Annotated in this window: 24 protein-coding genes; 8 read left to right on the forward strand and 16 right to left on the reverse strand. The window is 66.4% G+C overall.

Features of this window, described 5'->3' with window-relative positions; translation table 11 throughout:
• Nucleotides 1-33: 33 nt before the first annotated feature.
• Entirely contained in the window at nt 34-1,080 is a 1,047-nt protein-coding gene (locus tag E8M01_RS26235) for an HlyD family secretion protein (protein WP_136962847.1), read from the reverse strand.
• 91 nt (nt 1,081-1,171) lie between these two features.
• Between E8M01_RS26235 and E8M01_RS26240 the strand changes: the two genes are divergently transcribed.
• Together E8M01_RS26240 and E8M01_RS26245 are read left to right on the forward strand one after the other, a co-directional pair.
• Nucleotides 1,172-1,855 (forward strand): TetR/AcrR family transcriptional regulator, encoded by a 684-nt coding sequence (locus E8M01_RS26240; RefSeq protein ID WP_136962848.1) that lies wholly within the window; start codon nt 1,172-1,174, stop codon nt 1,853-1,855.
• A gap of 60 nt (nt 1,856-1,915) precedes the next feature.
• Nucleotides 1,916-3,577, forward strand: coding sequence for a cation:proton antiporter (locus E8M01_RS26245; RefSeq protein ID WP_136962849.1), 1,662 nt, complete (start codon nt 1,916-1,918; stop codon nt 3,575-3,577).
• 9 nt (nt 3,578-3,586) lie between these two features.
• On the opposite strand, the gene E8M01_RS26250 is transcribed toward E8M01_RS26245, so the two are convergent.
• The 6 genes from E8M01_RS26250 to E8M01_RS26275 all read right to left on the reverse strand — a co-directional run bounded on the left by E8M01_RS26250 (nt 3,587) and on the right by E8M01_RS26275 (nt 9,539).
• Nucleotides 3,587-4,537, reverse strand: coding sequence for an alpha/beta fold hydrolase (locus E8M01_RS26250; protein ID WP_136962850.1), 951 nt, complete (start codon nt 4,535-4,537; stop codon nt 3,587-3,589).
• Between the two features lie 143 nt (nt 4,538-4,680).
• Nucleotides 4,681-5,154: an SRPBCC domain-containing protein gene (locus tag E8M01_RS26255; protein ID WP_136962851.1), complete on the reverse strand. Its 474-nt coding sequence runs from the start codon at nt 5,152-5,154 to the stop codon at nt 4,681-4,683.
• Between the two features lie 169 nt (nt 5,155-5,323).
• Nucleotides 5,324-5,857, reverse strand: a complete 534-nt coding sequence (locus E8M01_RS26260; protein ID WP_136962852.1) for an SRPBCC family protein — start codon at nt 5,855-5,857, stop codon at nt 5,324-5,326.
• A gap of 269 nt (nt 5,858-6,126) precedes the next feature.
• Nucleotides 6,127-7,401 carry an RNA polymerase sigma factor gene (locus E8M01_RS26265; protein ID WP_136962853.1) on the reverse strand — a complete coding sequence of 425 codons (1,275 nt, stop codon included), beginning with the start codon at nt 7,399-7,401 and terminating at the stop codon, nt 6,127-6,129.
• Nucleotides 7,398-7,766 (reverse strand): YciI family protein, encoded by a 369-nt coding sequence (locus tag E8M01_RS26270; RefSeq protein ID WP_136962854.1) that lies wholly within the window; start codon nt 7,764-7,766, stop codon nt 7,398-7,400. The genes E8M01_RS26265 and E8M01_RS26270 overlap by 4 nt, the downstream gene beginning before the upstream one ends.
• Before the next feature lie 390 nt (nt 7,767-8,156).
• Nucleotides 8,157-9,539: an FAD-binding oxidoreductase gene (locus E8M01_RS26275; RefSeq protein ID WP_136962855.1), complete on the reverse strand. Its 1,383-nt coding sequence runs from the start codon at nt 9,537-9,539 to the stop codon at nt 8,157-8,159.
• Nucleotides 9,540-9,817: 278 nt separating this feature from the next.
• Here E8M01_RS26275 and ppc point away from each other — a divergent pair, with 278 nt between their 5' ends.
• On the forward strand, nt 9,818-12,616 hold the full coding sequence (gene ppc, locus E8M01_RS26280) for a phosphoenolpyruvate carboxylase (RefSeq protein ID WP_136962856.1): 2,799 nt from the start codon (nt 9,818-9,820) through the stop codon (nt 12,614-12,616).
• A 38-nt stretch (nt 12,617-12,654) separates the two neighbouring features.
• Here ppc and E8M01_RS35150 read toward each other — a convergent pair whose 3' ends face one another.
• Nucleotides 12,655-12,810 (reverse strand): hypothetical protein, encoded by a 156-nt coding sequence (locus E8M01_RS35150; RefSeq protein WP_170182084.1) that lies wholly within the window; start codon nt 12,808-12,810, stop codon nt 12,655-12,657.
• A gap of 180 nt (nt 12,811-12,990) precedes the next feature.
• Here E8M01_RS35150 and E8M01_RS26285 point away from each other — a divergent pair, with 180 nt between their 5' ends.
• The 5 genes from E8M01_RS26285 (at nt 12,991) to E8M01_RS26305 (ending at nt 18,534) form a co-directional block, all read left to right on the forward strand.
• Nucleotides 12,991-13,203, forward strand: a complete 213-nt coding sequence (locus E8M01_RS26285; protein ID WP_136962857.1) for a cold-shock protein — start codon at nt 12,991-12,993, stop codon at nt 13,201-13,203.
• Between the two features lie 135 nt (nt 13,204-13,338).
• Nucleotides 13,339-13,758: a hypothetical protein gene (locus E8M01_RS26290; RefSeq protein ID WP_246088438.1), complete on the forward strand. Its 420-nt coding sequence runs from the start codon at nt 13,339-13,341 to the stop codon at nt 13,756-13,758.
• 195 nt (nt 13,759-13,953) lie between these two features.
• A complete protein-coding gene (locus E8M01_RS26295; protein WP_136962858.1) occupies nt 13,954-14,916 on the forward strand; it encodes a class I mannose-6-phosphate isomerase in 963 nt (320 codons plus the stop codon).
• Complete coding sequence (locus E8M01_RS26300; protein ID WP_136962859.1) at nt 14,913-17,198, forward strand: glycosyltransferase family 4 protein; 2,286 nt, start codon at nt 14,913-14,915, stop codon at nt 17,196-17,198. The genes E8M01_RS26295 and E8M01_RS26300 overlap by 4 nt, the downstream gene beginning before the upstream one ends.
• 37 nt (nt 17,199-17,235) lie before the next feature.
• Nucleotides 17,236-18,534, forward strand: coding sequence for a glycoside hydrolase family 130 protein (locus E8M01_RS26305; RefSeq protein ID WP_136962860.1), 1,299 nt, complete (start codon nt 17,236-17,238; stop codon nt 18,532-18,534).
• Here E8M01_RS26305 and E8M01_RS26310 read toward each other — a convergent pair.
• The 8 genes from E8M01_RS26310 to E8M01_RS26345 form a co-directional block, all read right to left on the reverse strand.
• Nucleotides 18,497-19,426, reverse strand: coding sequence for a helix-turn-helix domain-containing protein (locus E8M01_RS26310; protein WP_136962861.1), 930 nt, complete (start codon nt 19,424-19,426; stop codon nt 18,497-18,499). The genes E8M01_RS26305 and E8M01_RS26310 overlap by 38 nt on opposite strands.
• A gap of 45 nt (nt 19,427-19,471) precedes the next feature.
• Nucleotides 19,472-19,852 carry a nuclear transport factor 2 family protein gene (locus E8M01_RS26315; RefSeq protein WP_136962862.1) on the reverse strand — a complete coding sequence of 127 codons (381 nt, stop codon included), beginning with the start codon at nt 19,850-19,852 and terminating at the stop codon, nt 19,472-19,474.
• Nucleotides 19,853-19,909: 57 nt separating this feature from the next.
• A complete protein-coding gene (locus E8M01_RS26320) occupies nt 19,910-20,350 on the reverse strand; it encodes an OsmC family protein (RefSeq protein ID WP_136962863.1) in 441 nt (146 codons plus the stop codon).
• 55 nt (nt 20,351-20,405) lie between these two features.
• Nucleotides 20,406-20,645, reverse strand: coding sequence for an alcohol dehydrogenase catalytic domain-containing protein (locus tag E8M01_RS26325; RefSeq protein ID WP_136962864.1), 240 nt, complete (start codon nt 20,643-20,645; stop codon nt 20,406-20,408).
• A gap of 283 nt (nt 20,646-20,928) precedes the next feature.
• Nucleotides 20,929-22,206: an RNA polymerase sigma factor gene (locus E8M01_RS26330; RefSeq protein ID WP_136962865.1), complete on the reverse strand. Its 1,278-nt coding sequence runs from the start codon at nt 22,204-22,206 to the stop codon at nt 20,929-20,931.
• A 124-nt stretch (nt 22,207-22,330) separates the two neighbouring features.
• Nucleotides 22,331-22,732 carry a YciI family protein gene (locus tag E8M01_RS26335; protein WP_136962866.1) on the reverse strand — a complete coding sequence of 134 codons (402 nt, stop codon included), beginning with the start codon at nt 22,730-22,732 and terminating at the stop codon, nt 22,331-22,333.
• 63 nt (nt 22,733-22,795) lie between these two features.
• Nucleotides 22,796-23,230: a YciI family protein gene (locus tag E8M01_RS26340; RefSeq protein WP_136962867.1), complete on the reverse strand. Its 435-nt coding sequence runs from the start codon at nt 23,228-23,230 to the stop codon at nt 22,796-22,798.
• 155 nt (nt 23,231-23,385) lie between these two features.
• A complete protein-coding gene (locus tag E8M01_RS26345; RefSeq protein WP_246088439.1) occupies nt 23,386-24,156 on the reverse strand; it encodes a DUF899 domain-containing protein in 771 nt (256 codons plus the stop codon).
• Nucleotides 24,157-24,443 lie beyond the last annotated feature (287 nt).

Below are 24,443 nucleotides of genomic sequence, written 5' to 3' on the forward strand. Positions count from 1 at the left end.
AGGGGCGGGACGTCTGGTCATCGGTCGGGGCGCTCACGGCTGCCTCGCCGGAACGGCCGGGCGCTGGGCGGCCTCATTGCTTGCGGTTCCGCCATTGGCGGTCAACCGCACGGTCGCCGGCATGCCCAGGCGGAGCTGGTCGTCGGGATCCTCGACGAAGGCGCGGACCTCGTAGACCAGGCTGGTGCGCAGATCCTCCGTCTGCACGGTCTTCGGCGTGAATTCGGCAACCGGCGAGATGAAACCGATCCAGCCCTCGAACCGCTGCCCGGGGAAGCTGTCGGAGCTGACGTGAACGCGCATGCCGGACCGGACCTGGCCGAGCCGGGTCTCCGGCACATAGGTTCTCACCCATTTCGGCCGGATCTGGGCGAGCGAGAACACCGGGCGGGTGGGCGAAGCCATTTCGCCCGGCTCCATCAGCCTGGAACGCACGATGCCGTCGATCGGCGAGGCGAGCTCGGTATCGGCGAACTGGCGCTGGATCAGGGCGAGCTGCGCGATATTGCCGTTCAACTGGGCTTCGGCCTGCGCGATGTCCTCGCGCCGTGGGCCGGCAATGGTCAGTTCCAGCGCACGCTGGCTGACCTCGACCTTGGCGTCGGCAACCGCCGCGGCGGCCTCGGCGCTGTCGAGATCCTGCTGGCTTCCCGCGGCGCGGTCGGCGAGCACCCGCCGGCGCTGATATTGGCCGCGGGCATTGGTGGCCTCCGCCTTCGCCGAGGCGAGATTGGCCCTGGCCTGGGCAACCTCTTCGGCCCGGCTGCCGTTGCGCAGGCGTTCGACCACCGAGCGCTGGGCGGCGACCGCTGCCTGTGCCTGATCGACCTGCGCCTTCAGGCGATCGCTGTCGAGCCTGGCCAGCACCTGTCCCTGGCGAACCGACGCGCCTTCCTCGACCAGGATTTCCTTGATGCGGTCATTGCCGTTGAACGGCAGCGACACCTGGCGAAAGTCGACATTGCCGTAAAGCCGGAACTCGGCCTCGGCGGCCGGGCGTTTGACAAACCACCAGGCTCCGGCCGCGCCGGCGGCGAGGACCACGAGAACGGCAATGCGGCCAGGGGTGATCGTGCTCATGGGCCGAGCTTGGGCCGATGTGTGATAATTGTCAAATTCAAATTTCAATTATAGATTTGATTTATCCGCATTGGACCCTTATCCTGGCATCATGACCGATGACACGAGACTAGGCCGGCGGCCGCGCGGGCGCCGCGACGACGGCGCCGCCACGCGCCTGCAGATCCTGGAGGTGGCCGGCGAGGTCTTTGCCGAGAAGGGCGTCGACCGCGCGACCGGCAAGGAAATCGCCGAACGGGCCAAGGCCAATTCGGCCGCGGTGAATTATTATTACGGCGGCATAGACGAGCTCTATGGCGAGGTGCTGGTGGAGGCCCACCGGCGCCTTGTCGCCTATGACGTGCTGGCGGCGGTGGCCAAGGGCGAGGGCAGGCCGGAGGACAAGCTGCGCCGGCTGCTCGGGGTCGTGGTCAAGGCGATCATGGGCCCGAAAGGCTCGTCCTGGGCCTTGCGCGTGCTGAGCCGCGAGATCCTGGCGCCTTCCGCCATGTTCCACGTCTTGCGCGAGCGCGAGCTTCTGCCGAAGAAACAGCTTCTGGCCGGGCTGGTTGCCGAAATGCTCGGGCTGCCGGCCGATCACCCGGCGGTCTCGCGCTCCTGCATCAGCATTGCCGCGCCCTTCGTCGTGTTGCTGATCGGCGACCGGCAGGTGGTGACGCAGATGTTTCCGGGCCTCGATCGCGACGAGCAGGCGGTGGACGCCATGGTCGAACATCTCATCCGCTTTTCGCTGGGCGGCATCGCCGCGATCGCCGCCGCCCAGCCGCAAGGCTGAGGCTGGGGCGAGCCGCCCCAGCACCCGCGAAAAAACCTGAAATCTCCGAGACACCAGGGCATGGCCGCCTCGCACATTCTCATCGTCATCATCGCCGCCATCGCGCTGACCATCTTCGCCGACAAGCGCGGGATCCAGGCGCCCTTGCTGCTGGCGGCGGTCGGGCTCGCGGCCTCGTTCATCCCGGGACTGCCGCGCACGCAGCTCGAGCCGGGGATCATTCTCGGCCTGGTCCTGCCGCCGCTGCTTTATTCGGCGGCGGTCGACTTCTCGTTCTTCAGCTTCATGAAGCGGATCGGGTCGATCCTCAATCTGGGTGTCGCCCTGGTCGTGCTCACCACGGCGGCCGCTGGTCTGGCGCTCGGTTGGGCGCTGCCGGCCCTGTCGCTTCCGGCGGCCTTCATCCTCGGCGCGGTGGTCGCGCCGCCCGACGCGGTCAGCGCCGTTTCGATCGGCCGCAAGCTCGGCCTGCCGAACCGGCTGATGACCATTCTCAAGGGCGAAAGCCTGGTCAATGACGCCGCCGCGCTGACCCTGTTCAGCGTTGCCGTCGCGGCCGCGACCGGCCGGCACAACTTCATCGACAATGCCACGCTCTATTTCCTTTATGCCGCCGGCGTCGGCAGCGCGGTCGGCATCGTCCTTGGCCTTGTCGTGCACAGGATCAGGCGGCAGCTCGCCAACCCGACCCTGATCACCGCCCTGGCGATCGTCGTGCCTTTCACGGCTTACGCGCTGGCCGAGGAACTGCACGCGTCCGGGGTCATGGCGGTGGTCTTCGCCGGCTTCACGCTCGGCCACAACGCCACCGAACTGACCTTTGCCGGCCGCATTCAGGAACGCGAGGTCTGGCGCGTCATCGACACGCTGCTGGAGGCCTTCGTCTTCGCCTATATGGGACTGCAACTGCCCTTCGTGATCGAGGATGCACGCGCCAGCGGCTTCGATCTGACCAAACTCTCGGTCGCCGCCGGCCTGGTGCTCGCCGTGGTCATCGTCATGCGCATCGCCTGGGTCATGCTGACCGCGGTCCTGGCGCGGCAGCGTCACAGGCGGCGGATGGCGCGCCTGGCTGGAACCGCGAGAGCCCGCGCCATGGCGCGTTCCTTGGCCGAGCCGCTGAGCTGGCGCGAGAACCTGGTCCTGTCCTGGACCGGCATGCGGGGCGTCGTGACGCTCGCCGCCGCCGCCGGCACGCCGCTCCTCACTGTCGCTGGCCAGCCGCTCGCCGGTCGCGAAGCGATCCTGCCGGTCGCCTTCACCGTTGCGATCGCCACCTTGCTGCTGCAGGGGCTGACGCTACCCTGGCTGATCAAGACGCTCGCCATCGGCGACGCGCGCGAGGCCGACTATGTCAGGGCGCAAATGGCCTATGCCCGCAAGGTGATCGACGAGGCGACGGTCGCCGTGCTGGCCGACATGCGCGAGCAGCGGAACCCGGAAGTCGACATCCGCTTCGCCGCCCAGATGTTGCGGCGGGCACGGCGCGCGGCCGAGGCCCATGACGAGGACCTGCCCGGTGGCGGCACGGCCAAGATGGACGAGCGGCGCGACAAGATCCTGACGATCGCGCGCGCCGTGCTGGCCGGTCAGCGCCATGCCTTGATCGCCGAACGCGACGCCGAACGGCTGGACGACGAGATCCTGCGCGAGGTGCTCGAAGATATCGACCTGGAACAGGCGGTCATCGCCCGGCGCAGCGAGCGCTCGGCCGAGCGCTGACACCTCGCGTCAGAGCGGCATCGGCGCGTCGAGGAACGGCCGGGTGATCGCCGCGACCAGGTCGCCGCAGGTCAGCATGCTGAAATGGGTGGTGTCCGGCAGCACGGCGAGCCGGCTGCTGGACAGGCCGCCAAGTCCCGCGGCGGATCCGCCACCGAGCCCGCCGCCGGCGCCGCCGCCGAGCAGCCGGAACATCTCGACCGCGTGCTCGGTGCGGACGAGATCGCAATCGCCTGTCAGGATCAGCACCGGCGCCGTGATCGCGGCGACCGCCGCCGACCAGTCATAGTCCCTGGCCAGCAACTGGCCGGTCTTGGCGACCAGCACCGGCCAGTCCTCGGGTTTCGGTGCGACCTCGACATAAAACTGGTGCATCAGGCTGCCGGTCATCGCCGCGGCATTGTCCGATGTCAGCGCGGCCATGCCGGCCAGCACCTCGGGAAACCAGCCGTCGCGCCGGTAGGGCGTGGAGGCCACCACCAGCTTGCGCACCACCTCCGGGTGCCGAATGGCAGCCTGCAGGGCAACGCCGCCGCCAAGCGAAAAGCCGAAAAGGTCGGCGGTTTCGAACCCGAACTGCCCAATCAGCGCGGCGATATCGTCGGCCATCGCCTCATAGCTCAACGGCCGGTCGATATCGGCGGTATGGCCATGGGCCTGCAGTTCGACGGCAATGACCTGCCGGGTCCGGGCGAGAACCGGCAGAAGCTGGCCGAACAGCATGCCGATGGTGCCGAGCCCGCCATGCAGCAGCACCAGCGGCTCGCCGCTGCCGTGGCTCTCGCAATAGTGCTTCAGGCCGTTGACCGAGACATAGCCGGTCGCCGGAGCCGGGCCGGTCGGTGGCGTGGCGTCCGGCGCGAGCGTCAGGCGCGGCGCCGTCTCGGCGCGGCCAAGGCGCGGCGCGCCGAGCGACAGTCCCGCTGCCGCCGCGCTGACGATGAAGGTGCGTCTCAACATGGCCGTGGTCCTGAAACCGTCGATCGGAGCCTGCAGCGATGTCGTTGCCATCGATGTCGTTGCCATCGATATCGTTACGTGGTTCGACGCGAACCGCGCGGCGCCCTCCGCCCGGGCCGGCAGGTGCGAGCCGAGCCAGCCGATCATGGCGTCATGACCGGTGCCATCGGGCGATCATGGCCGCGCGTCGCCGTGCGCGACGGGCCGGTCATTGGGCCGGCTTCACCGGCCGGGATCACCTCGAGCCGCGAGACCGTGGTGAGCCTGGTCCGGCCGTCGAGCGCCTCGAAACAATGCGTCTCGATCATCAGCTTGTTCTGGTGGACACCTTCCATGTGGAAGGTGTTGACGATCCGTTCGGGCGCAACGACTTCGAGATAGATGCCCTTGAAGTGGTGGACCGCGCCATCCGGCGCATGCTGCTCGATCCGCCAGGCGCCGCCTGGCCGGACGTCCAGGGCGCGCACGTGATTGATCGAGCCATGCGGCCCCCACCACCTGGCCACATGGCGCGGATCGGTCCAGGCCTCGAAGACGCGGTCCCGCGGAGCATTGAAGGTACGGGTGAAGGTGACGACGGACCCGTCAAACGTTCCGGCATGGGCTGCGGCTGCCATGGCGATCTCCCGCTCGGATGGTGCGCGGCGGCCTTCCGGCTGCCAACGCTGTTCCAAGGACGTTCGGGCCGACGGCCATTCGACAGGGCGAGTCGAATATTTTTTGGGGACACCGGCGGCGGCCTGCGGGACCGCATGCGCCGCCGGCGAAAAGGCGTCCTCCCGCCGCTCAGGCTTCCGCGGCAGCCTTCATGCTGGCGAGCCCGGCTTCGAAGTCTTTGCCGACCATCTGGTCCATGTTCATGAACAAGCCCATGAGCTTGAACATGAACGGGCTCGGTCCGCGCATGGTCCAGGTGACCTGGGTCGCGTTACCTTTCGGCTCCAGCCTGAACTCCGCGGTGTTGTGCGCTTCGAAGGGCTTCAGGAAATCGAGCTTGATGGTGATCAGCGACGGCGGCGTGGTGTCGATGATCTCCATCCGCCCCTGGCCAACCTGCTTGTTGCCTTCCCACTCATAGACGGTGCCCTTGCCGGCGGGCGGGCCTGAGCGGCTGCGCTTCATCGCCGGGTCCTTGTTCTCCCAGGGCGACCAGGCGCCCCAGTTCTGGAAATCGTTGATCAGCGGGAAGACCTTCTCCGGCGGCGCCTGGATGGTGGCCGTGCGCTCGACGCGGAACGTGTCCGGTCTGGTCGCGGCATAGATGAGGATGGCGGCGATGAGCACGACGAGGACGAGCAGGATGATTGAGATAGTGGACATGGATCTCTCCGATATGAAGTTCGATGTTAGTTTCGCACGGGAAACAGCGCATGCAGCCGTTCATCGCGACGAAACAGGCCGGCCCAATCCATGGTCCCCGCAAGCGGGGAAGCGTCAGTCTCGGCTGGCATGGGAAGTCTCCGGGCGGTTCGTTTGCATGCGGGGTTTGGCGCCCGAAGGCATGCCCCAAGGACGAGCGAGGCTGTGGCTGATCGACACGACGGCTGAAATATTTCCGACGGGTGGTTGGCGGGACACCGGTCCGGACCCTAATGCGAGACCTTGGCGCCATCGCCCGGTGTCGCGTCTTCCAGCAACTGGTCGAGATGCATCCTGATATGCGCGGCTTCCGCCGCCGTATTGGCCAGCGCGATGGCCTGGTTGAAGGCGATACGGGCCTCGGGGATGCGGCCGAGCTGTTGCAGGAACGCGCCCTTCACGCCGAAGAAATAGAAATAGCCCGATAGTCGCGGTGCCAGCGGCTCGATCATCGCGAGCGCGGCTTCCGGACCGTTGAGCTTGGCAATGGCCACCGCCCGGTTGAGCGACACGACGGGCGAAGGCTGCAGCCTTTCGAGCCCGGCATAAAGCTGGTCGATCCCGGCCCAGTCGGTGTCCTCAGGCCTGGCGGCGCGGGCATGCAGCGCGGCGATCGCCGATTGCAATTGATAAGGGCCGGGGCGCCGGTGGCGCGTCGCCTTGTCGATCAGGGCCAGCCCTTCGGTGATCATCGTCCGGTCCCACAGGCCGCGGTCCTGGGCTTCCAGCAGCACGATGGCGCCGGCCGCGTCGAAGCGGGCAGGGGTGCGCGAATGCTGCAGCAGCATCAAGGCGCCGAGGCCGAGGATCTCCGGTTCGGCCGGGAACAGCCGGATCAGCAGACGGGCGAGCCGGATCGCCTCGTCGCAGAACGACCGGCGCAGATCCTCCGTGCTGTCGGCGGCCGAATAGCCTTCGTTGAAGATCAGGTAGATCATCGCCGCGACGGCCGCCAGCCGCTCGGCCCGTTCCACCGCGCCGGGCGTTTCGAACGGCACATCGGCATCGGCGATGCGTGCTTTCGCCCGGGTGATACGCTGTTCCATGGCGCTGTCGCCAACCAGGAAGGCGCGGGCGATCTGCTTGACCGTCAGGCCGCAGACGATGCGCAGCGCAACGGCGATCTGCTGGGTCGCGGGCAGGTCCGGATGGCAGCAGATGAACAGCAGCCGCAGGATGTCGTCGCGGTAATGGGCGCCGTCGAGCCGTTCGGCCAGCGCCTCTTCGGCATCGTCGAGATCCGAAATGGCCTCCTCGTCCGGCAGCGGCTGCTGCTTCTTCAGCCGTCGCGTCGCGTCGAGCGCGACGTTGCGGCCGACCAGGATGAGCCAGGCGGCCGGATCGCGCGGCGGGCCGTTCTGCGGCCAGGTCCGCAGCGCCCGGAGGCAAGCCTCCTGGAACGCTTCTTCAGCTGTGTCGAGGTCACGGAAATAACGCAACAATGCGCCGAGAACCTGCGGACGGCTGGATGTCAGGGCCTGGTCGATCCATCGGATGTCCGTCACGTTATGCCGCTCCCCGGAATGAAGATGGAGGTCGGGCGGATCTCATAGGAACCGGTCCCCGGATTGGCGCGCGCGAGATCCTTGGCGACCTCGAGCGCCTCGTCGAGCGAAGCGCAGTCGACCAGGTAGAAGCCGAGCAGCTGTTCCTTGGTCTCGGCAAAAGGCCCGTCGATGACCAGCGGCGGCTCTTTCCGGAAGGTGGTCGCGGCGGTGGTCGGCAGCAGCCGTGCGGTCGGCCCGAGCCGTCCCTGCTTGGCCAGTTTTTCATGGACCACATTGAGCTTGGCCATGACCGCGTCGTCTTCTTCCTTGGTCCAGGAGCCGACGACGTTCTCATCGTTGTAGCAGAGGATGGCGTAGAGCATGGGTGTTCCTCGTCTCGTGTGTAAGACGAACGAGTATGCCCCGAGCCGACAATGAGCCGCCAGAAAAAGCCGCCCGGACGGTGAAGCCCGCGGCGGCTTCTCTCGGTCGCAGGTCAGCGCACCGCCGACCGCGCCGGCCGCATTGTTTGTTGATCTCAGGCTGGTTTGACGGCTGGTGCCGCGGACAACGGAACACGACGCCAGCGCCGCAATGAGGCCGCCGCTGGCCTGGCTGCGGGTCCCGCCCGAATTTAATCCCGGGGTTTCGTCCGGGTCATCCGGGTTCCGCGTCGCATCGTCCGGGAACGACACCGGCAAACCGGGAGGGCCTCATGAAGGCCCTCCCCATCAGACCCTCGCGGCTGAACCGGGACGCTCGACTGGCCTCCGTCAGTGCATGGGCCTGATGTTCTGATTGACGCGGAACAGGTTGGACGGGTCGTATTTGGTCTTGACTGCGACCAGACGGTCATAATTGTCGCCATAGGTGGCTTTCAGCCTGGTGTCGTCACCGTCGTCCATCATGAAGTTCACATAGGCGCCGCCATCCGAATAGGGATGCACGGCCTCCCAATAGCCCTTGGTCCAGCGGGTGATCGTCCCGGCGTTTTGCGGATTGGCGTCGATGCCGGCGATGACCATCGACCAGGTCGCGTCGCGCGTGTTCCAGGCGGTGTCATTCTTGCCGATGCGGCGGACCGCGCCGTCGATCGGATAGAGATGCATGAGCGACAGCGCGCTCGGCAGTTTGCGCGCCTCGGCAATATGGGCGTCGATCGCCGCGTCGGTCAGCTCCTTCACGAAATCGCCGCGCCAGTACCATTGCAGGCCTTTCGGGAAGAACGGATCGAACATGGACTGCAGCGCCGGATAGGGCATCTCGCCCATCCAATTGAACAGCGGCGGCGGCAGGGTTTCGAGCAGCTTGGCCATGATCGCCTGGCCCTTTTCGGCAGGGCCGACATAACAGGAGATGATGGCGCAGGCCTGCTTGCCCTGATGCTCGGCCGGGAACGGGTCGACCGGTGGTACGGTCTTCAGGCCGACGAAAGTGCCGAGATCCTCGGGGGCGCCGGGCAGGAAATCCCGATAGGCCTGCATGACCGCGCGGGCATCCTTGATGTCCCAGAAGACCGGACCGGCATAGACCATGTTCACCGGATGAGCCTGGAACAGGAAACTGGTGACGACGCCGAAATTGCCGCCGCCACCGCGCAGCGCCCAGTAAAGATCGAAATTGTCCGTCGCATTCGCGGTGACGATCCGGCCATCGGCGAGCACGACATCCGCCTCGACGAGATTGTCGATGGTCAGCCCATATTTGCGGGTGAGGTAGCCGGTGCCGCCGCCAAGCGTCAGGCCGGCGATGCCGGTGGTCGAGACGATACCGGCGGGCACGGCGAGCCCATAGAGATGGGTGGCATGGTCGACATCGCCCTGGGTGCAGCCGGGGCCGACGCGCACGGTGCGCGTGGCGGGATCGACGCGCACGCCCTTCATCATGGCGAGATCGATGACCAGGCCGTCATCGACGCTGCCGAGACCGGGCCCGCTATGGCCGCCGCCGCGGATGGCGATCCGGAGATCGTTCTCACGGGCGAAATTGACCGCGGTGACCACATCGGCCGCGTCGGTGCAGCGCGCGATCATCTGCGGGCTCTTGTCGATCATGCCGTTATAGAGGCTTCGCACAGCGTCATAATCGGCATCCATTCGCGTAATCACCGGGCCGCGCATGTTGCCGATGAAGGTTTCGGTGGTCATGGCTTGCATGATATCCTCCTACTTCCGCACGATGATCGGCTTGGTTGAATGAAGATTGCGCCCATCGCAGACGACAGGCAATGTCGGCTGCGTTGTACTTTCGCGCTGCTCAACCTTTCGTTCAAACGGACCGTGTTGGTCGCGGCGGAGTGCCCGCGACACGATGCCCGGACGGCCGCGCCACGGCATCGCCACGGCGCCATGTTGTCATAGAAGCTGTCGCATTCTCTTGCGCTGCAGCACGGTGGCTGGAAGGATGGGCATCACTCCAGGAGCGGCGCTGATCCATGGCATTCGAGGCAGGCGAACCCACCCATCGCGAGCAGGATGCGACGGCATCCGAAGAGGATGCCCGTCTGCGCACGGATATCCGCCTGCTCGGGCGTATCCTCGGCGATACCGTCCGCGACCAGGAGGGCGAGGCGGTGTTCGACCTGGTCGAGCGCATCCGCCAGACCTCGATCCGTTTCCACCGCGACGACGACGAGCCGGCCCGGCGCGAGCTGGAGGCGATCCTCGACGGCATGTCGACGGCCGAGACCGTGCTGATCGTGCGCGCCTTCAGCTATTTCTCGCACCTTGCCAATATCGCCGAGGACCAGAACCATATCCGCCGGACGCGCCAGCAGAGCCTGGCCGGGGCGGCGCCGCGCGCCGGCACGCTCGCCAACGCCGTGGCGCGCGCCCGCGCCGCCGGCATCGGCCAGGCGGCGCTCCGCCGGTTCTTCGGCGAGGCCCTGGTCAGCCCGGTCCTGACCGCCCACCCGACCGAAGTCCGGCGCAAGAGCACGATCGATCGCGAGATGGAGATCGCCGCCCTGCTCGACAGGGCGGAGCGCACCCGGCTGACGCCCGAGGAGGTCGCGGCCGACGAGGAGCAGTTGCGCCGCGCCGTGCTGACGTTATGGCAGACCAACCTCCTGCGCCGCACCAAGCTGACCGTGCTCGACGAGGTCGCCAACGGCCTGTCCTTCTACGGCTATACCTTCCTGCGCGAGGTGCCCCGCCTGCATTCGGCGCTGGAGGACCGCCTCAACGCCGACCGGCCGCCTGACGACCCGGACGGGGAGGCGGAGCTCGCCTCGTTCCTGCGCATGGGCAGCTGGATCGGCGGCGATCGCGACGGCAATCCCTTCGTCACCGCCGAGGTGATGCGCGGCACGCTGCGCATGCAGAGCACGCAGGTGCTGCGCTTCTATCTCGACGAACTGCACGAGCTCGGCGCCGAATTGTCGCTCGCCGCCCAGCTCGTCGCTGTCGATGCCGATCTGCAGGCACTCGCGGCGCGCTCGCCCGATCCCTCGCCGCATCGCCGCGGCGAGCCTTATCGGCTGGCCGTCTCCGGCATCTATGCGCGGCTCGCGGCGACCGCCTTCGAACTCGATGGGCTGGAGGTGAGCCGGCACCCGGTGGGGGACGCCGCGCCCTATGCCACGGCCGCCGAATTCAAGACCGATCTCGATGTGCTGCACCGCTCGCTGAACGCCAATCAGTCCGGCGTCGTCGCCCGCGGCCGCCTGCGCCTGCTGCGCCGGGCGGTCGACTGTTTCGGCTTCCATCTGGCAAGGCTCGACATGCGCCAGAACTCGGTGGTTCACCAGCGCACCGTGGCGGAGCTGCTCGAAGCGGCGGCGCCCGGCACGCGTTATGCCGCCATGGCGGAGGATGAACGCATTGCGCTGCTGACGGCCGAACTGAAGACCGCCCGGCCGCTGGCCTCGCCCTTTCTTGGCTACAGCGAGGAAACCAAGGGCGAGCTGGCGGTTCTGCGTGCGGCGGCGGAAGCCCACAGGGTCTTCGGACCGGCGGTCATCCCGCAAAGCATCGTATCGATGACCGAGGGCGTCTCGGATCTCCTGGAGATCGCGGTGCTGCTGAAAGAGGTCGGCCTCGTCGACCCGAAGGGGTCGAGCCGGCTCAACATCGTGCCGCTGTTCGAGACCATCGCCGATCTCAGGAATTGCGCCGGCGTGATGGACCGCTTGCTGGCCTTGCCGGAATATCGCCGGCTGGTCGACAGCCGGGGCGGCCTCCAGGAGGTGATGCTCGGCTATTCCGACAGCAACAAGGATGGCGGTTTCGTCACCTCGGGCTGGGAGCTCTACAAGGCCGAGATCGGCCTGATCGAAGTGTTCGAGCGTCACGGCGTGCGGCTCCGGCTGTTCCACGGCCGCGGCGGCTCGGTCGGCCGCGGCGGCGGGCCGAGCTACGACGCCATCCTGGCTCAGCCGGGTGGGGCGGTGAACGGCCAGATCCGCATCACCGAGCAGGGCGAGATCATCTCGTCGAAATATTCGAACCCCGAGGTCGGCCGCAGCAATCTGGAAATCCTGGCCGCCGCCACGCTGGAGGCGAGCCTGCTGCAACCGCAGCGCAGCGCGCCGCGCGAGGAATATCTCGCCGCCATGGAAACGCTCTCGGCCGCGGCCTATGCCGCCTATCGCGGGCTGGTCTACGAGACCGAGGGGTTCCAGGACTATTTCTGGGCGTCCACGGTCATTTCCGAGATCGCCACGCTGAACATCGGCAGCCGGCCGGCCTCGCGCACCAAGACACGCAAGATCGAGGATCTGCGCGCCATTCCCTGGGTGTTCAGCTGGGCGCAATGCCGGCTCATGTTGCCGGGCTGGTACGGTTTCGGCAGCGCGGTGGAAAGCTGGGTCGCCGAGCATCCGGACAAGGGCATCGCCTTCTTTCAGGAGCTCTATCGCGAATGGCCGTTCTTCCGCACGCTCCTGTCCAACATGGACATGGTGCTGTCCAAGAGCAGCATTGCGGTCGCCTCGCGTTATGCCGAACTGGTGCCCGACGAGACCTTGCGCGAGACCATCTTCCAGCGCATCCGCGCCGAATGGCAGTCGTCGATCCGCGCCTTGCTCGACATCATGGGGCACGACCGGCTGCTGCACGGCAATCCCTTGCTGGAGCGCTCGATCCGCAACCGCTTCCCCTATCTCGACCCGCTCAACCACGTGCAGGTCGAATTGCTCAAGCTGCACCGCGCGGAAAGCACCGACGAGCAGGTGCTGCGCGGCATCCAGCTCACCATCAACGGCATTTCGGCGGGCTTGCGCAACAGCGGTTAGGAGCACGGTCCGCCGGCAGGCCCCGAAAGCGGTCGCGGTCATGGCGCGGCGCCGGTCCAGTGCGGCTCCAAGCGAAGAGCGCCCTTGTCGAGCGATAGATTGCCATCCAATTTCCACATGAATCCGACAGACAATTCTGCATTGGTGGTAATATTGCTGGCGCAGAAAAATCGTCGATCAAAGAAAATGATCATGACGCCTTGTATTTCCAATCGCATTCGCCCATATTAGGCAGGTCGATAGACGGCCAGATGACTTGGCCTTGCGCAGAAGAAATTTCGCGCCAAGCTGATAATTTTCTAACCCGAAAATGCGATTTCGACGGTCCGCGGCATCGTGGGCAAGCAAAACCTATAGATGTGAAAGGGTTTCCCATGGCTACGGGGACCGTTAAATGGTTCAATATCCAAAAGGGCTTCGGCTTCATTCAGCCGGATGACGGCGGCAATGATGCCTTCGTCCATATCAGCGCTGTTGAGCGCGCCGGGCTCGGTGATCTGCGCGAAGGACAGAAGCTCGACTTCGAGCTCGTCTCCGACCGCAAGAGCGGCAAGATGTCCGCAGACAATCTCAAGGCTCTGGACTGATTGCACTGCCGCCGGCTCTTTCTGAGCCGGCTGGCATTCTGCATCGCCAAATGAAGCCGACCGCGGATGTACCGGCGGCTTTGGTTTTGATGGTGCAGCAAGCATGATGCCCAACAAGGCGTTTTGGCGCCTTGATTGGCCCCGCACCTCGTGAAGGTCGCGGGGCCTTTATTTTGTCGACCGCTGCATCGGCTTCAAGGAGCAGCCGCGCGCCCCGCGTCTCAAACTCAGGAAGGCTGGTCGATCATGCGATATCTCGGCGGAATTTCCGGGAGCGGCGTGCTGAAATATGACGGCAAGGCGCATGCCCGCGCCTCCTATGATTTCGACGGCTTCTTCAAGGAGCCGCTTGGAGTGACCGGCAGCGGCGAGATCCAGCTGGCGCCCAGCGCGCTCAAGAGCGTGTTCGGGCGCAACGACGTCCAACTCCTCACCGATGACGGCCGTCTGCTCGATCTCAAATTTTCCGAGAAGGAACTGCGCACCGCAAGCGACGTTGCTCATGTGGACGTCACGGGAGAATTGCCGACCGCTGGCGGCGCCTGGAGCCACTGAACAGTCACTGAACGCGGCTTTCGGCGCCGTCCGTCATTCTGCCCGAAACAACTGATCGTCTCGGCCGATCCGCTCGGCCGAAACCAGCATGACCTCTTGGTGCGTGATCTCCCGGTGACGCTGGACGGCGTTTCTGGAGAGCATCGCCCGACATCATGCCGATCCCATCCGCGCGGCACGAACCAGGAGACGTCAATGGCGATCGAACATGCCTGCGTGCGGGTGGTGCAGAAGCCGTGGGGCAACACCGACCTCTTGCCGTGGAGCGAGGTTCAGCATGACGGCGCGGCGATCGGCGAACTCTGGTTCCAGCGTGCCAACATGAATGCGCCGGATCCGGCCTTGCTCCTGAAACTCTTGTTCACCAAGGAGCCGCTGTCGATCCAGGTCCATCCGGACGATGCCTTCGCGCAGTCGATCGGGCTTGGCAACGGCAAGACCGAGGCTTGGTATATCCTGTCGGCCGCGCCCGACGCCAAGGTTGCCGTCGGGCTGACGCGACAGCTGACAGCGGCTGAATTGCGATGCGCCATCGACGACGGCTCGATCGCCGGGCTGGTGCAATGGCGAGCGGTCGGCAAGGACGACATCGTCTATGTCCCGGCCGGCACCATTCACGCCATCGGGCCCGGGCTGGTGCTCGCCGAGATCCAGCAGCGAAGCGACGCGACATTCCGCCTGTTCGATCACGGCCGTGTCCGTGAACTGCATGTCGACAACGCCGTTGCGGCAGCATTCGCCGGGCCGGCCGCCGAAAGCCAACCCGCCGCGAAGCGCCTGACCGACGCCAGGACCTTGCTGGTCGCCAGCCCCTATTTCGTCCTGGAGCGGATCGACTTCGCACCGAAATCGAACTGGGACATCGCGGCCGGGCAGGAGACCTGGCTGCTGGTCCTGGAAGGTCACGCCCAGGTCGGGCCGATGAATGCCTTTGTCGGCGAGGCGATCTTCCTGGAGGCGGAGACCACCAGCATCCAGGTTGGCGGCGACGGCCTTCGGGCTCTGCTGGCCTATGCGGGCGCCGATCCCGTTGCGGGCCTCCTGCACAATCGCGATGGGCAGAATGTCGGTTTTCCGGTTCCCGGTCAGCCGCCGATAGCTCCTTTTCAACCGGCAAAGGCGGGGCCGCCGGCCGCCAAGACGGAGATGCGCCCGTGACCCAGCTGACCCGCCTGGCCTTTGTTGGCAATTCGCTGCCGCGCCGCTGCGGCATCGCCACCTTCACCACCGACCTGCAGCAGGCGGTCTCGCAGGCACGCGCCGACGTCGAGACCGCCATCGTGGCGATGACCGACCACGGCCAGACCTACGATTATCCCTCCGCCGTTCGCCTGCAGGTCCACGATGACCTGATCGAGGACTACCAGCAGGCGGCCGACGTGCTGAATGCCGGTCAATTCGACGTCGTCTGCCTCCAGCACGAATTCGGCATTTTCGGCGGCGAGGCTGGTGGTCACATCATGGCGCTGATCTCGCGGCTGACCATGCCGGTGGTCACCACGCTTCATACCGTGCTGGCCGAGCCGACGCCGGCGCAGCGCGGCGTCATGAACCAGATCGTCGATGCCTCGTCCAAGGTGGTCGTCATGGCCGAGAAGGCGCGTGACCTGCTGCGCACCCGATATCGGGTGCCGGCCGACAAGATCGAGGTCATCGCGCATGGAATTCCGGATTTCGCCTTCGTCGAGCCGGACCAGGCCAAGGCCGATCTCGGCTTCGCCGGCCGGTCCGTCATCCTGACCTTCGGGCTCCTGTCGCCCAACAAGGGCATCGAGGTGATGATCGACGCCATGCCGTCGATCCTCGAGAGCCGGCCCGATGCCGTCTATGTCGTGCTTGGCGCGACCCATCCCAATCTCGTACGGGACCAGGGCGAGGCCTATCGCGAGAGCCTGGTGACCCGCGCCCGCGCCATCGGCGTCGAGAACCACGTGGTGTTTCTCGACCGGTTCGTCGACCAGGCGACGCTGCTCGAGTTCATCGCCATGTGCGACGTCTATGTCACGCCTTACCTCAACGAGGCGCAGATGACCTCGGGCACGCTCGCCTACAGTTTCGGGCTCGGCAAGGCGGTCGTGTCGACGCCCTATTGGCACGCCCAGGAACTCCTGTCGGAAGGGCGCGGCATTCTGGTGCCGTTCGGCGATGCCAAGGCCATCGGCCGGGAGATCGCGGGACTGCTGACCAATGATGTCCGGCGCCAGGCCATGCGCAAGCGCGCCTATGCGGCAAGCCGGTCGATGACCTGGGAGCGCACCGCCGAGCGTTATCTCTCGGTGTTCGAAACCGCCCGGCGCGGCCACAAGCTGCGGGTGGTGACCCGGCCCGACACGAGCCCGCCGTTGCGCGACAGCCAGGCCGCGCCGGAGATGCAGATCGGCCATCTTCTGTCGATGTGCGACGATACCGGCCTGTTCCAGCATGCGGTTCATTCCGTGCCCGATCGCCATCACGGTTATTGTGTCGACGACAATGCCCGGGCCTTGCTGGTGGCCTGCGCGTTGAACAAGCCGGGCGAGCAGCGCCTGCCCGACGTGCTGACGACCCGCTTCGCGGCCTTCATCCAGCACGCCTGGAACCCCGACATCAGGCGCTTCCGCAATTTCATGGGCTTCGATCGGCGCTGGCTCGAAGACCAGGGTTCGGAGGACAGCCACGGCCGCACCCTCTGGGCCTTGGGCGAGTGCGCCCGGGGCGATGCCAGCCCGTCGCGGCGGCGCTGGGCGGCGGCCTTGTTCGCCGAGGCATTGCCGACGGTCGAAGGCTTTGCCTCGCCGCGCGCCTGGGCCTTCGCACTGCTCGGCCTCGACGCCTATTGCGCCGCGGTCGCCGCGGATTCGGTCGCCTTGCGCATCCAGCGGCTGCTCGCCGACAGGCTGATGTCGATCCTGGCTGCCGTCGAGACCGCCGATTGGGTCTGGTTCGAAGAAGGGCTCGCTTATGACAATGCGCGCCTGCCGCAGGCGCTGATCGCAACCGGCAGATCGACCGGCATGCCGGCGACGGTCGAAGCCGGCCTGCGATCGCTGCGCTGGCTGATGACACTGCAGACCACGCCGGCGGGGCGGTTCAGACCGGTCGGCTCGAAGAGCTTCGGCGATATCAGGCAACCGCCAAGACCCTTCGACCAGCAGCCCCTGGAAGCCACCGCGACCATCTCGGCCTGCCTTGCGGCCTGGCGCGCCGATGGCGACGCTCAATGGCGGGCAGGGGCGGCGAGTGCTTTCGCGTGGTTCCTCGGCAGCAACGACCTGTCCTTGCCGCTGGTCGACCTCGACACCGGCAGCTGCCGTGACGGCCTGCATCCCGATCGCCGCAACGAGAACCGTGGTGGCGAGTCGGTCGTGTCCTATCTGCTCAGCCTTGCCGAAATCCGCCAGCTGGCGCGCATGACCGGCGATCGGGCCGCGCTCGCGCCGCTGCGTGCGGTGGGCGCCTGAACCTCCTGACATCCCACCTGAAACAACCGAGGGCCCTTTGTCTTCTGTCACATTCCTGAACCGGCAAGCTCTCTACCTGCGCCCCGACACGGCAAGGGTCATCGTTCGCCCGTTCAAGCCGACCACCGAACCGCGCGACCTCAAGCCGACCGACAAGACGCGGGCAAACCACATCGTCGACCGGGTGCTCGGGCTCGACCCGGAAGCAGCGGCCAGCCAGCTGGCGGACGTGCTGGAGAATTTCCAGGGCCGCCATCGCAACCTGCTCGCGATCTTCGAGGCGCGCGCCGACGAGATGGAAGAGGCTTTGATCGCCCACGCGTCGTTCAGCCGGACCCAACGGCAACTGCTCGGCGCCTATTTCCTCAACGAATATTCCTTCGAGGCTTCGGCCCTGTTCAATCCGAGCATCGTCTCGCATCCCGATCAGTCGGGGGCGCCGGAGGGCGGCCGTCGCTTCATCCTCAGCCTGCGCGCGGTCGGCGAGGGCCATGTGTCGTCGCTGACCTTCCGCTCCGGATCGATCGCGGCGGACGGCAGCGTCAGCGTCGATCCGACGGCGCGTCTTGCCGCGATGCCGAAAGTGGTCAGGCGGGTCGGAAGTCCTGAAGGCGACCATGTCGAGGTTGCCTTCAAGTCCGAAGAAGATATCAGCGAGCGGGTGATCTTCCCGGTCACCCAGGCCCAGTCGAACGGCATCGAGGATGCCCGTTTCGTTGAATTCGCCGATGACGGCAGGAAGACCTTTTACGCGACCTATACGGCCTATAGCGGCACGGGCATCCGGTCCGAACTGATCGAGACCTCGGACTTCCTCTCGTTCAAGATGGTGCCTTTGCGCGGCTCTGCCGCCAGGAACAAGGGCATGGCCCTGTTCCCCCGCAAGATCGGCGGCCGCTATGCGATGATCGCCCGGCAGGACAACGAGAACCTCTATCTGATCACCTCGGACGACCTCTATTCCTGGGACGGCGGCGAACTGCTCCTGAAGCCCGAATTCCCCTGGGAGTTCGTCCAGATCGGCAATTGCGGTTCGCCGATCGAGCTGGACGAAGGTTGGCTCCTGCTGACCCACGGGGTTGGTCCGGTGCGCAAATATTCGATCGGCGCGGCGCTGCTCGCCAAGAACGACCCGTCCAAGGTGCTGGCGCGCTCGCGCGAACCGCTGCTGCGTCCGGAGCCATCCGAGCGCGAGGGCTACGTCCCCAATGTCGTTTATACCTGCGGGGCCATGCGGCACGGCGACCAGATCGTCCTGCCTTATGCCGTCTCCGATACCTACTCCAACTTCGCGACCATCAAGATCGCCGCGCTGTTGAAGACCATGGAGAACTGAGCCCGGACGGCCGGCCGATGGGCGAGGCACCGGCTGTTGCCAGGATCCCGATCGGCACGCCGCCGTTGCGCGGCTTCGCCCGATCGCCCCTGGCCGCCTGGCGGAAGCGTCGCGGCGAGACGCCGGCGGCGCGGCGGAAGGTCCTGATGAAGTTGGAGAGATCGCCGAAGCCGACGTCGAAGGCGATGTCGCCGATCGGCGTGACGTCGTCGGCCAGCAGGCGCGCCGCGCGGCGCAGCCGGCAGCGGACCAGGTATTGATGGGGTGTCACGCCGAGGACGCCGGAAAAGATGCGCAAGAAGTGAAAGGTGCTGAGGCCCGCCATCCCGGCGGCGGTCTCCAGATCGATCGCCTCATGGGCGTGGGCGTCGATCCACTGCGCTGCGTCCACGGCGCGCCGACGGTCGCTGCCGGTTCCCGCGCCTGCCGGCCTGGCTTGCCCGGACACCACGTCGACGAGCCTGGCGGCGAACAGCATGCCGATCTCGTCGAGCCCGATGTCGCTCGTCCCGTCGGCCGCGGCCTGGGCCAGCTCACCGACCACCATCAGCTCGGCCAGCGGCGGCACGCATGAGATCTGCCCGAAGGACGGGCCGACGCCGATCGTCTCGATCAGCTCGGGCGAGAACCGGAACGCCAGACCTTCGCCGCCGCCGTCCTTGTGCTCATGCGCGCAGGAATAGTCCTGGCCGGCATGGCCGACGAGGATCGCTCCGGCCACGAGGTCGAAGGTTCCGCCACCCGCGCGATAGGTGAGGCTGCCCTTGCGCACATAGCAGAGCGACATCGTGTCATGCTGGGCGACGACCCGCGCGTTGCAACTGATATCGACGACCGCAAGTGATCGGTGTTCAGCCAGCGTCGTCGCCGATAGCGTCCCTGACGATTCCATGGCGCGCAGGCTACTCCGACGGCAGTGCCTCCGTAAGGTGCTCATCTAGGGCCCCTTGATGTAGCCCATGGCCTCGACGATGAGGCCGGCCTCGACGCGCATGAGATTGACGCCGCGCACCGAGCTCGCCTCGTCTTCGCCCCAGCGATAGCGCCAGCGGATGATCGCCCGCTCGCCGGCGACGAAGACCTCCTCGAGATCGAAACCGGTGCCCTCGGCGGAGGCGAGCCCCTGCCAGACCGCGAGGCAGGCCGCGCGCCCGACATGGCGCGAGCCGTCGGGAGCCGGCTGGGTGTTCTCGATCACACAATCCTCGGCCACCAGGTCGGCCAGAGCGGCCGGGTCGTGGCGCTGAAAGGCGTCGTTGAACCTGCGCATGATGTCGCGGGTCCGGTCGGATATCTGCGTGGCCTGGTGGTCATTCATGGTCCGCTCCAAGGGTGTGCCGGGACGGCGGGGCGCGGGATGGCCGCCCTGTCGTGATCACGCAGCCGGTTCGATCAGCCGGGCTTCGAGGGTGATGGTCGAAACGCCGGCCAGAGCGCGCGAGACCAGGCAGCGCTGCCTGGCTGCTTCGGCATGCTGCCGGAAGCCCAGGGCGTCGAGGCCGGGTACGGCGCCCGCGCTTTCAAGCGCGATCCGCGTGATGGTCGGGCCGGCCTCGGTGGCGCCGAGATGCACCCGGGCGATGGTGTGGATCGATGTCGGCGGGTGGCCCGCCGCTTCGAGAATGGCGGCCAGCGCCATGGAAAAGCAGCCGGCATGCGCCGCCGCGATCAGCTCTTCGGGATTGGTTCCCGGGCCGTTCTCGAACCGCGACGGGAAGGAATAGGCGCCCTCGAACGCGCCGCTGCCAAGGCGCAAGCGCCCCGCGCCTTGTTTCAACGAGCCCTGCCACTCAGCATCGGCCTCACGAATGGTCATTGTCGGTCCTTTGATTGGGGTGTTCTGGGAGCGGGCGACGGCCGGGGCTGCCGGGTCAGGCGCCGAGAATGACGACCTTGGCGGCAACGACCTCACCGGCGCCGTCGCTCAACGGCACGAGGTTGCGCTTGGCGGGCAGCGGATAGGTCTCCTGCAGGATCATCGTATCGCGCCGGTTGAGCGAGGCGGCACGGACGCGGATGACGATGTCGGTCGGGCCGGGCTCGGGCTGCGGCTGTTGGCGCAGGACGATGCCGTCGACGCGCCCGAACGTTTCCAGCTGATAGGCCTGCATCATGGTCTCCAAATCAGGTCATGAGACGCCGTCATCCGGGCGCGCGAACGCTGCCCCGCCACCGGCAGGCTCAGGAACGACGTGCCGGTTTGTCGCGGCGCCGGCCATTGCCGTGCGGGCCGCCATCTCCGGGCCAAAGCCCGCCGATGGGGTCACCGCGGCCGCCGAAGCGCCATGCACAAAAGCTAGCACCGGGGGGTGGTGCGTGACTTGGAGGTTATTGCTGCGATCGTCGCAGCGGCCGGGTCGGCAAGCGGGGAAAAGCAAAGCGCGGCTCGCCGGCTTACTTCGCTTGCGCCCCGCCGACGCTTTCGGCGGCGCGGCCGAGCAGCACCTCGCGCTCGCGGGTGTTGCGGGTCAGCGACGCCGCCCGTTCGAAAGCCGCGCGGGCCTCGTCGAAACGGCCGAGCTTGAACAGGAAATCGCCGCGCACGCCCGGCAGCAGATGGTAGCTTTTCAGCGTCGGCTCGTCGGTCAGCGCATCGGCGAGCGCCAGGCCGGCGGCGGGGCCAAAGGCCATCGCATGGGCAACCGCGCGATTGAGTTCCACCACCGGCGACCCCGCGTTGTCGGCGAGTTCGTCATAGAGCGCGGCGATGCGCTGCCAGTCGGTTTCCGGTCCGGTGCGGGCGCGGGCGTGACAGGCGGCGATCGCGGCCTGCAGCAGGTAGGGGCCGCGGGTTCCGCTCAGCGCCTCGGCGCGGGCGAGCGCGGCAAGCCCGCGGCGGATCAAGAGGTGATCCCAGCGGCCGCGGTCCTGGTCGAGCAGCAGGATGGGCTCTCCCGACGGGCTGGTTCGCGCTCCGAAGCGCGAGGCCTGGATTTCCATCAGGGCCACCAGGCCGTGAACCTCCGGCTCCTGCGGCACGAGGCCGGCGAGAACCCGGCCGAGGCGCATCGCCTCCTCGCAGAGCTGGGGCCGCATCCAGTCGTCGCCGGCGGTTGCCGTGTAGCCTTCGTTGAAGATGAGATAGACGACCTGCAGCACCGAGGACAGGCGGGCGGCCCGGTCGAGCCCGCGCGGCACCTCGAAGGGAATGTTTGCTTCGGCCAGCGTCCGCTTGGCCCGAACGATCCTCTGGGCGACCGTCGGCTCCGGCACCAGAAAGGCGCGTGCGATCTCGTCGGTGGTCAGCCCGCCGAGCAGGCGTAGCGTCAGCGCCAGCCGCGCTTCGGTCGACAGGACCGGGTGGCAGGCGGTGAAGATCAGGCTGAGCAGATTGTCGCCGACATCGTCGTCGAGGGCTGCGTCGATATCGGGAACGGCCATTTCGAGCTGGCCTTCGATCTCGAGCGTGATCTCGTCCTGCTTCTGCGCGAACAGCTTGTTGCGGCGGATCCGGTCGATGGCCCGGTTCTTGGCCGTCGCCATCAGCCAGGCGCCCGGCTTGTCCGGCACGCCGGTTTCCGGCCAGCGCTCGAGCGCGATGACCAGCGCGTCCTGGGCGAGTTCTTCGGCGAGACCGACGTCGCGCACCACCCGCGCGAGGCCCGCAATGAGCCGCGCGGCCTCTATCCGCCAGATCGCCTCGATGGCGTTATGCGTATCAGGTGCCTTCACGGGGGCGGATCAGACCAGCTTCGGCCCGGTGGCGCAAGTCGGTGGTGCCGGCAAAAAACGCCGCCAGGACGTGGGGACAACCCTCGGCCTGGCGGCGCTTGTCAGCAGGTCTTCAGGCGGCCTTTTACGCCGGCGTCGCGGCTTCGCGCGGGTGGGGCGCGCAAGGCGCATCGTCGACATCATACATCTGGCGGATCTCGCTCTCGCCGTCCTCGCGCACCACGTCGAAGAAGCGCTTGCCCCAGGCGATGGCCTCGTCCTTCGATTTGACCTTGACCATGCAGAAGCCGGCGATCAGCTCCTTGGCTTCAGTGAAGGGGCCGTCGGTGACGGTGATCTTGCCGTTCGTGCGCCTGATGCGTGCGCCGAGCGCGGTCGGCATGAGACCATCTGTCGCGATCAGCACGCCCGCCTTCGCCATGTCTTCGATCAGCCTGCCCATCTCGGCTATTTCCTCGAGGGCCGGGGGCAGGCCAGCCTCGAGCTTCTTGATGTCGGCAGGCTTGTACATCATCATGAAACGCATGGTTGTCTCCACTGAATTGCCTGCTTTCTGGGGGCCGCCTTCGGCCAGCAGGTTTTTTGTTTGTCAGCCCTTGTTGGCTTGCTTCGCGGCCTCGGCGCGCAGCCGGTCTTCCTGCTCGCGCAGTTCAGGCGTGAACTCGGCGCCGAAATCCTCCGCTTCGAACACCTGGCGGATCTCGAGCTCGGATTCACCCTCGAACGGATTGGGGCAGCGCTTCATCCATTCGATCACTTCGTCTTTCGACTTGACCTGCAGCAGCCAGAAGCCAGCGATCAGTTCCTTGGTCTCGGCGAAGGGGCCGTCAATGACGGTGCGGGTCTTGCCGGAGAACCGGATGCGCGCGCCCTTGCTGCTCGGGTGCAGGCCTTCGCCTGCCAGCATCACCCCGGCCTTGACCAGCTCTTCGTTGAAATTGCCCATTTCGGTCAGCAACTGCTCGCTCGGCATGACGCCGGCTTCGGAGTCCTTGGTCGCCTTCACGATCACCATGAAACGCATCGTCCTGTTCCTTCTCGTTTGGAAAGCCTGGCATCCGGGCCATCGTGGCCGGATTGGAACCATCGCTTTGATGACACGACGAAGGCCGTCTTGCCGGATCGACACGCCATGCGAATTTTTTTTGAGGGAGCCCGGACGATCGCTGCCGGCCCCGCTCACGCCGAGGCTGTGCCGCCGTGGCAGCAGGTGCCGGGCGCTTCGCCATACTGGTCGTGAAAGCGCACCCAGTCGGCGCCTTCGCCCTGGTCGGCACGCCCCTTTGGCGTCAGATCCAGGAAATGATGCGCGCCGAGCAGAATGTCGACGCCGCGCGTAAAGGTCGAATAGGTGTGGAAGACATCGCCCACGGCATCCCTGGCGAAGACGCTGACACCCGGCAGGTCCGCATAGGCATAAGACGAGGTGCCGTAATTATAGCCGACATTGCCTGTCGCCACCTGGTCAGGGGTGAACGAGACGCCATAGTCGTAATTGAACGGCGAGCCGGCCGACGATACCCAGTGGAAACGCCAGCCCATGCGCTCTTTGAACGCCGCGAGCTTTGGCCAGGGCGCCAGCGATACCGCGGTGAATTTCACGTCGTGATGCTCGAAATGCTGGCGCGCGCCATCGACATGGTCGGCGGAGAAGGAACAGCCGACGCAGGCCTGGTCGTCGCCGGGCGCGAACATCAGATGCTGGATGATCAACTGGCTGCGCCCGGCGAACAGGTCGGCGAGCGTTTCGCGGCCATGCGGCCCCTCGAAGACATAACTCTTCTCGACCCTCACCCAGGGCAGCGTCCGGCGTTCGGCGCTCAGCGCGTCCAGCGCCCGGGTGAGTGCCTTTTCCTTGGCGAGCAGGGCCTTGCGCGCCTCGATCCACTCATCCCGCGATACGATGGCCGGCTGGGTCATGACATCGGTTGTCTTGGCGTCGGTGGTCATGGTGGCTTCCTCCGCGTGCCGTTTCGCGTCGCCGGGCGACGCTCCCGGGCAGCTCTAGTCTATCTGATTGTTATTTGCAACCGGTTGTGAGTTGGATGGAAAGTCCCGAGGCGAGCGGACCCGGCATTCGGCGGGGCGACCGGCGGCATCGGGCTGCGCCATGACCTGGCTCCGTGTCGTCAATGCGAGCTTGGCCGGACTTATCCCGGACCTGCTTGCGCCTCATGCCCCGGAGCAGAGGCCCCGATTGCCGAGCCTGCGGCGCCGGTGCTGCCTGACGTGACGCC

Source organism: Phreatobacter stygius (genome assembly GCF_005144885.1).
In the GTDB taxonomy this organism is placed as follows: Bacteria; Pseudomonadota; Alphaproteobacteria; order Rhizobiales; family Phreatobacteraceae; genus Phreatobacter; species Phreatobacter stygius.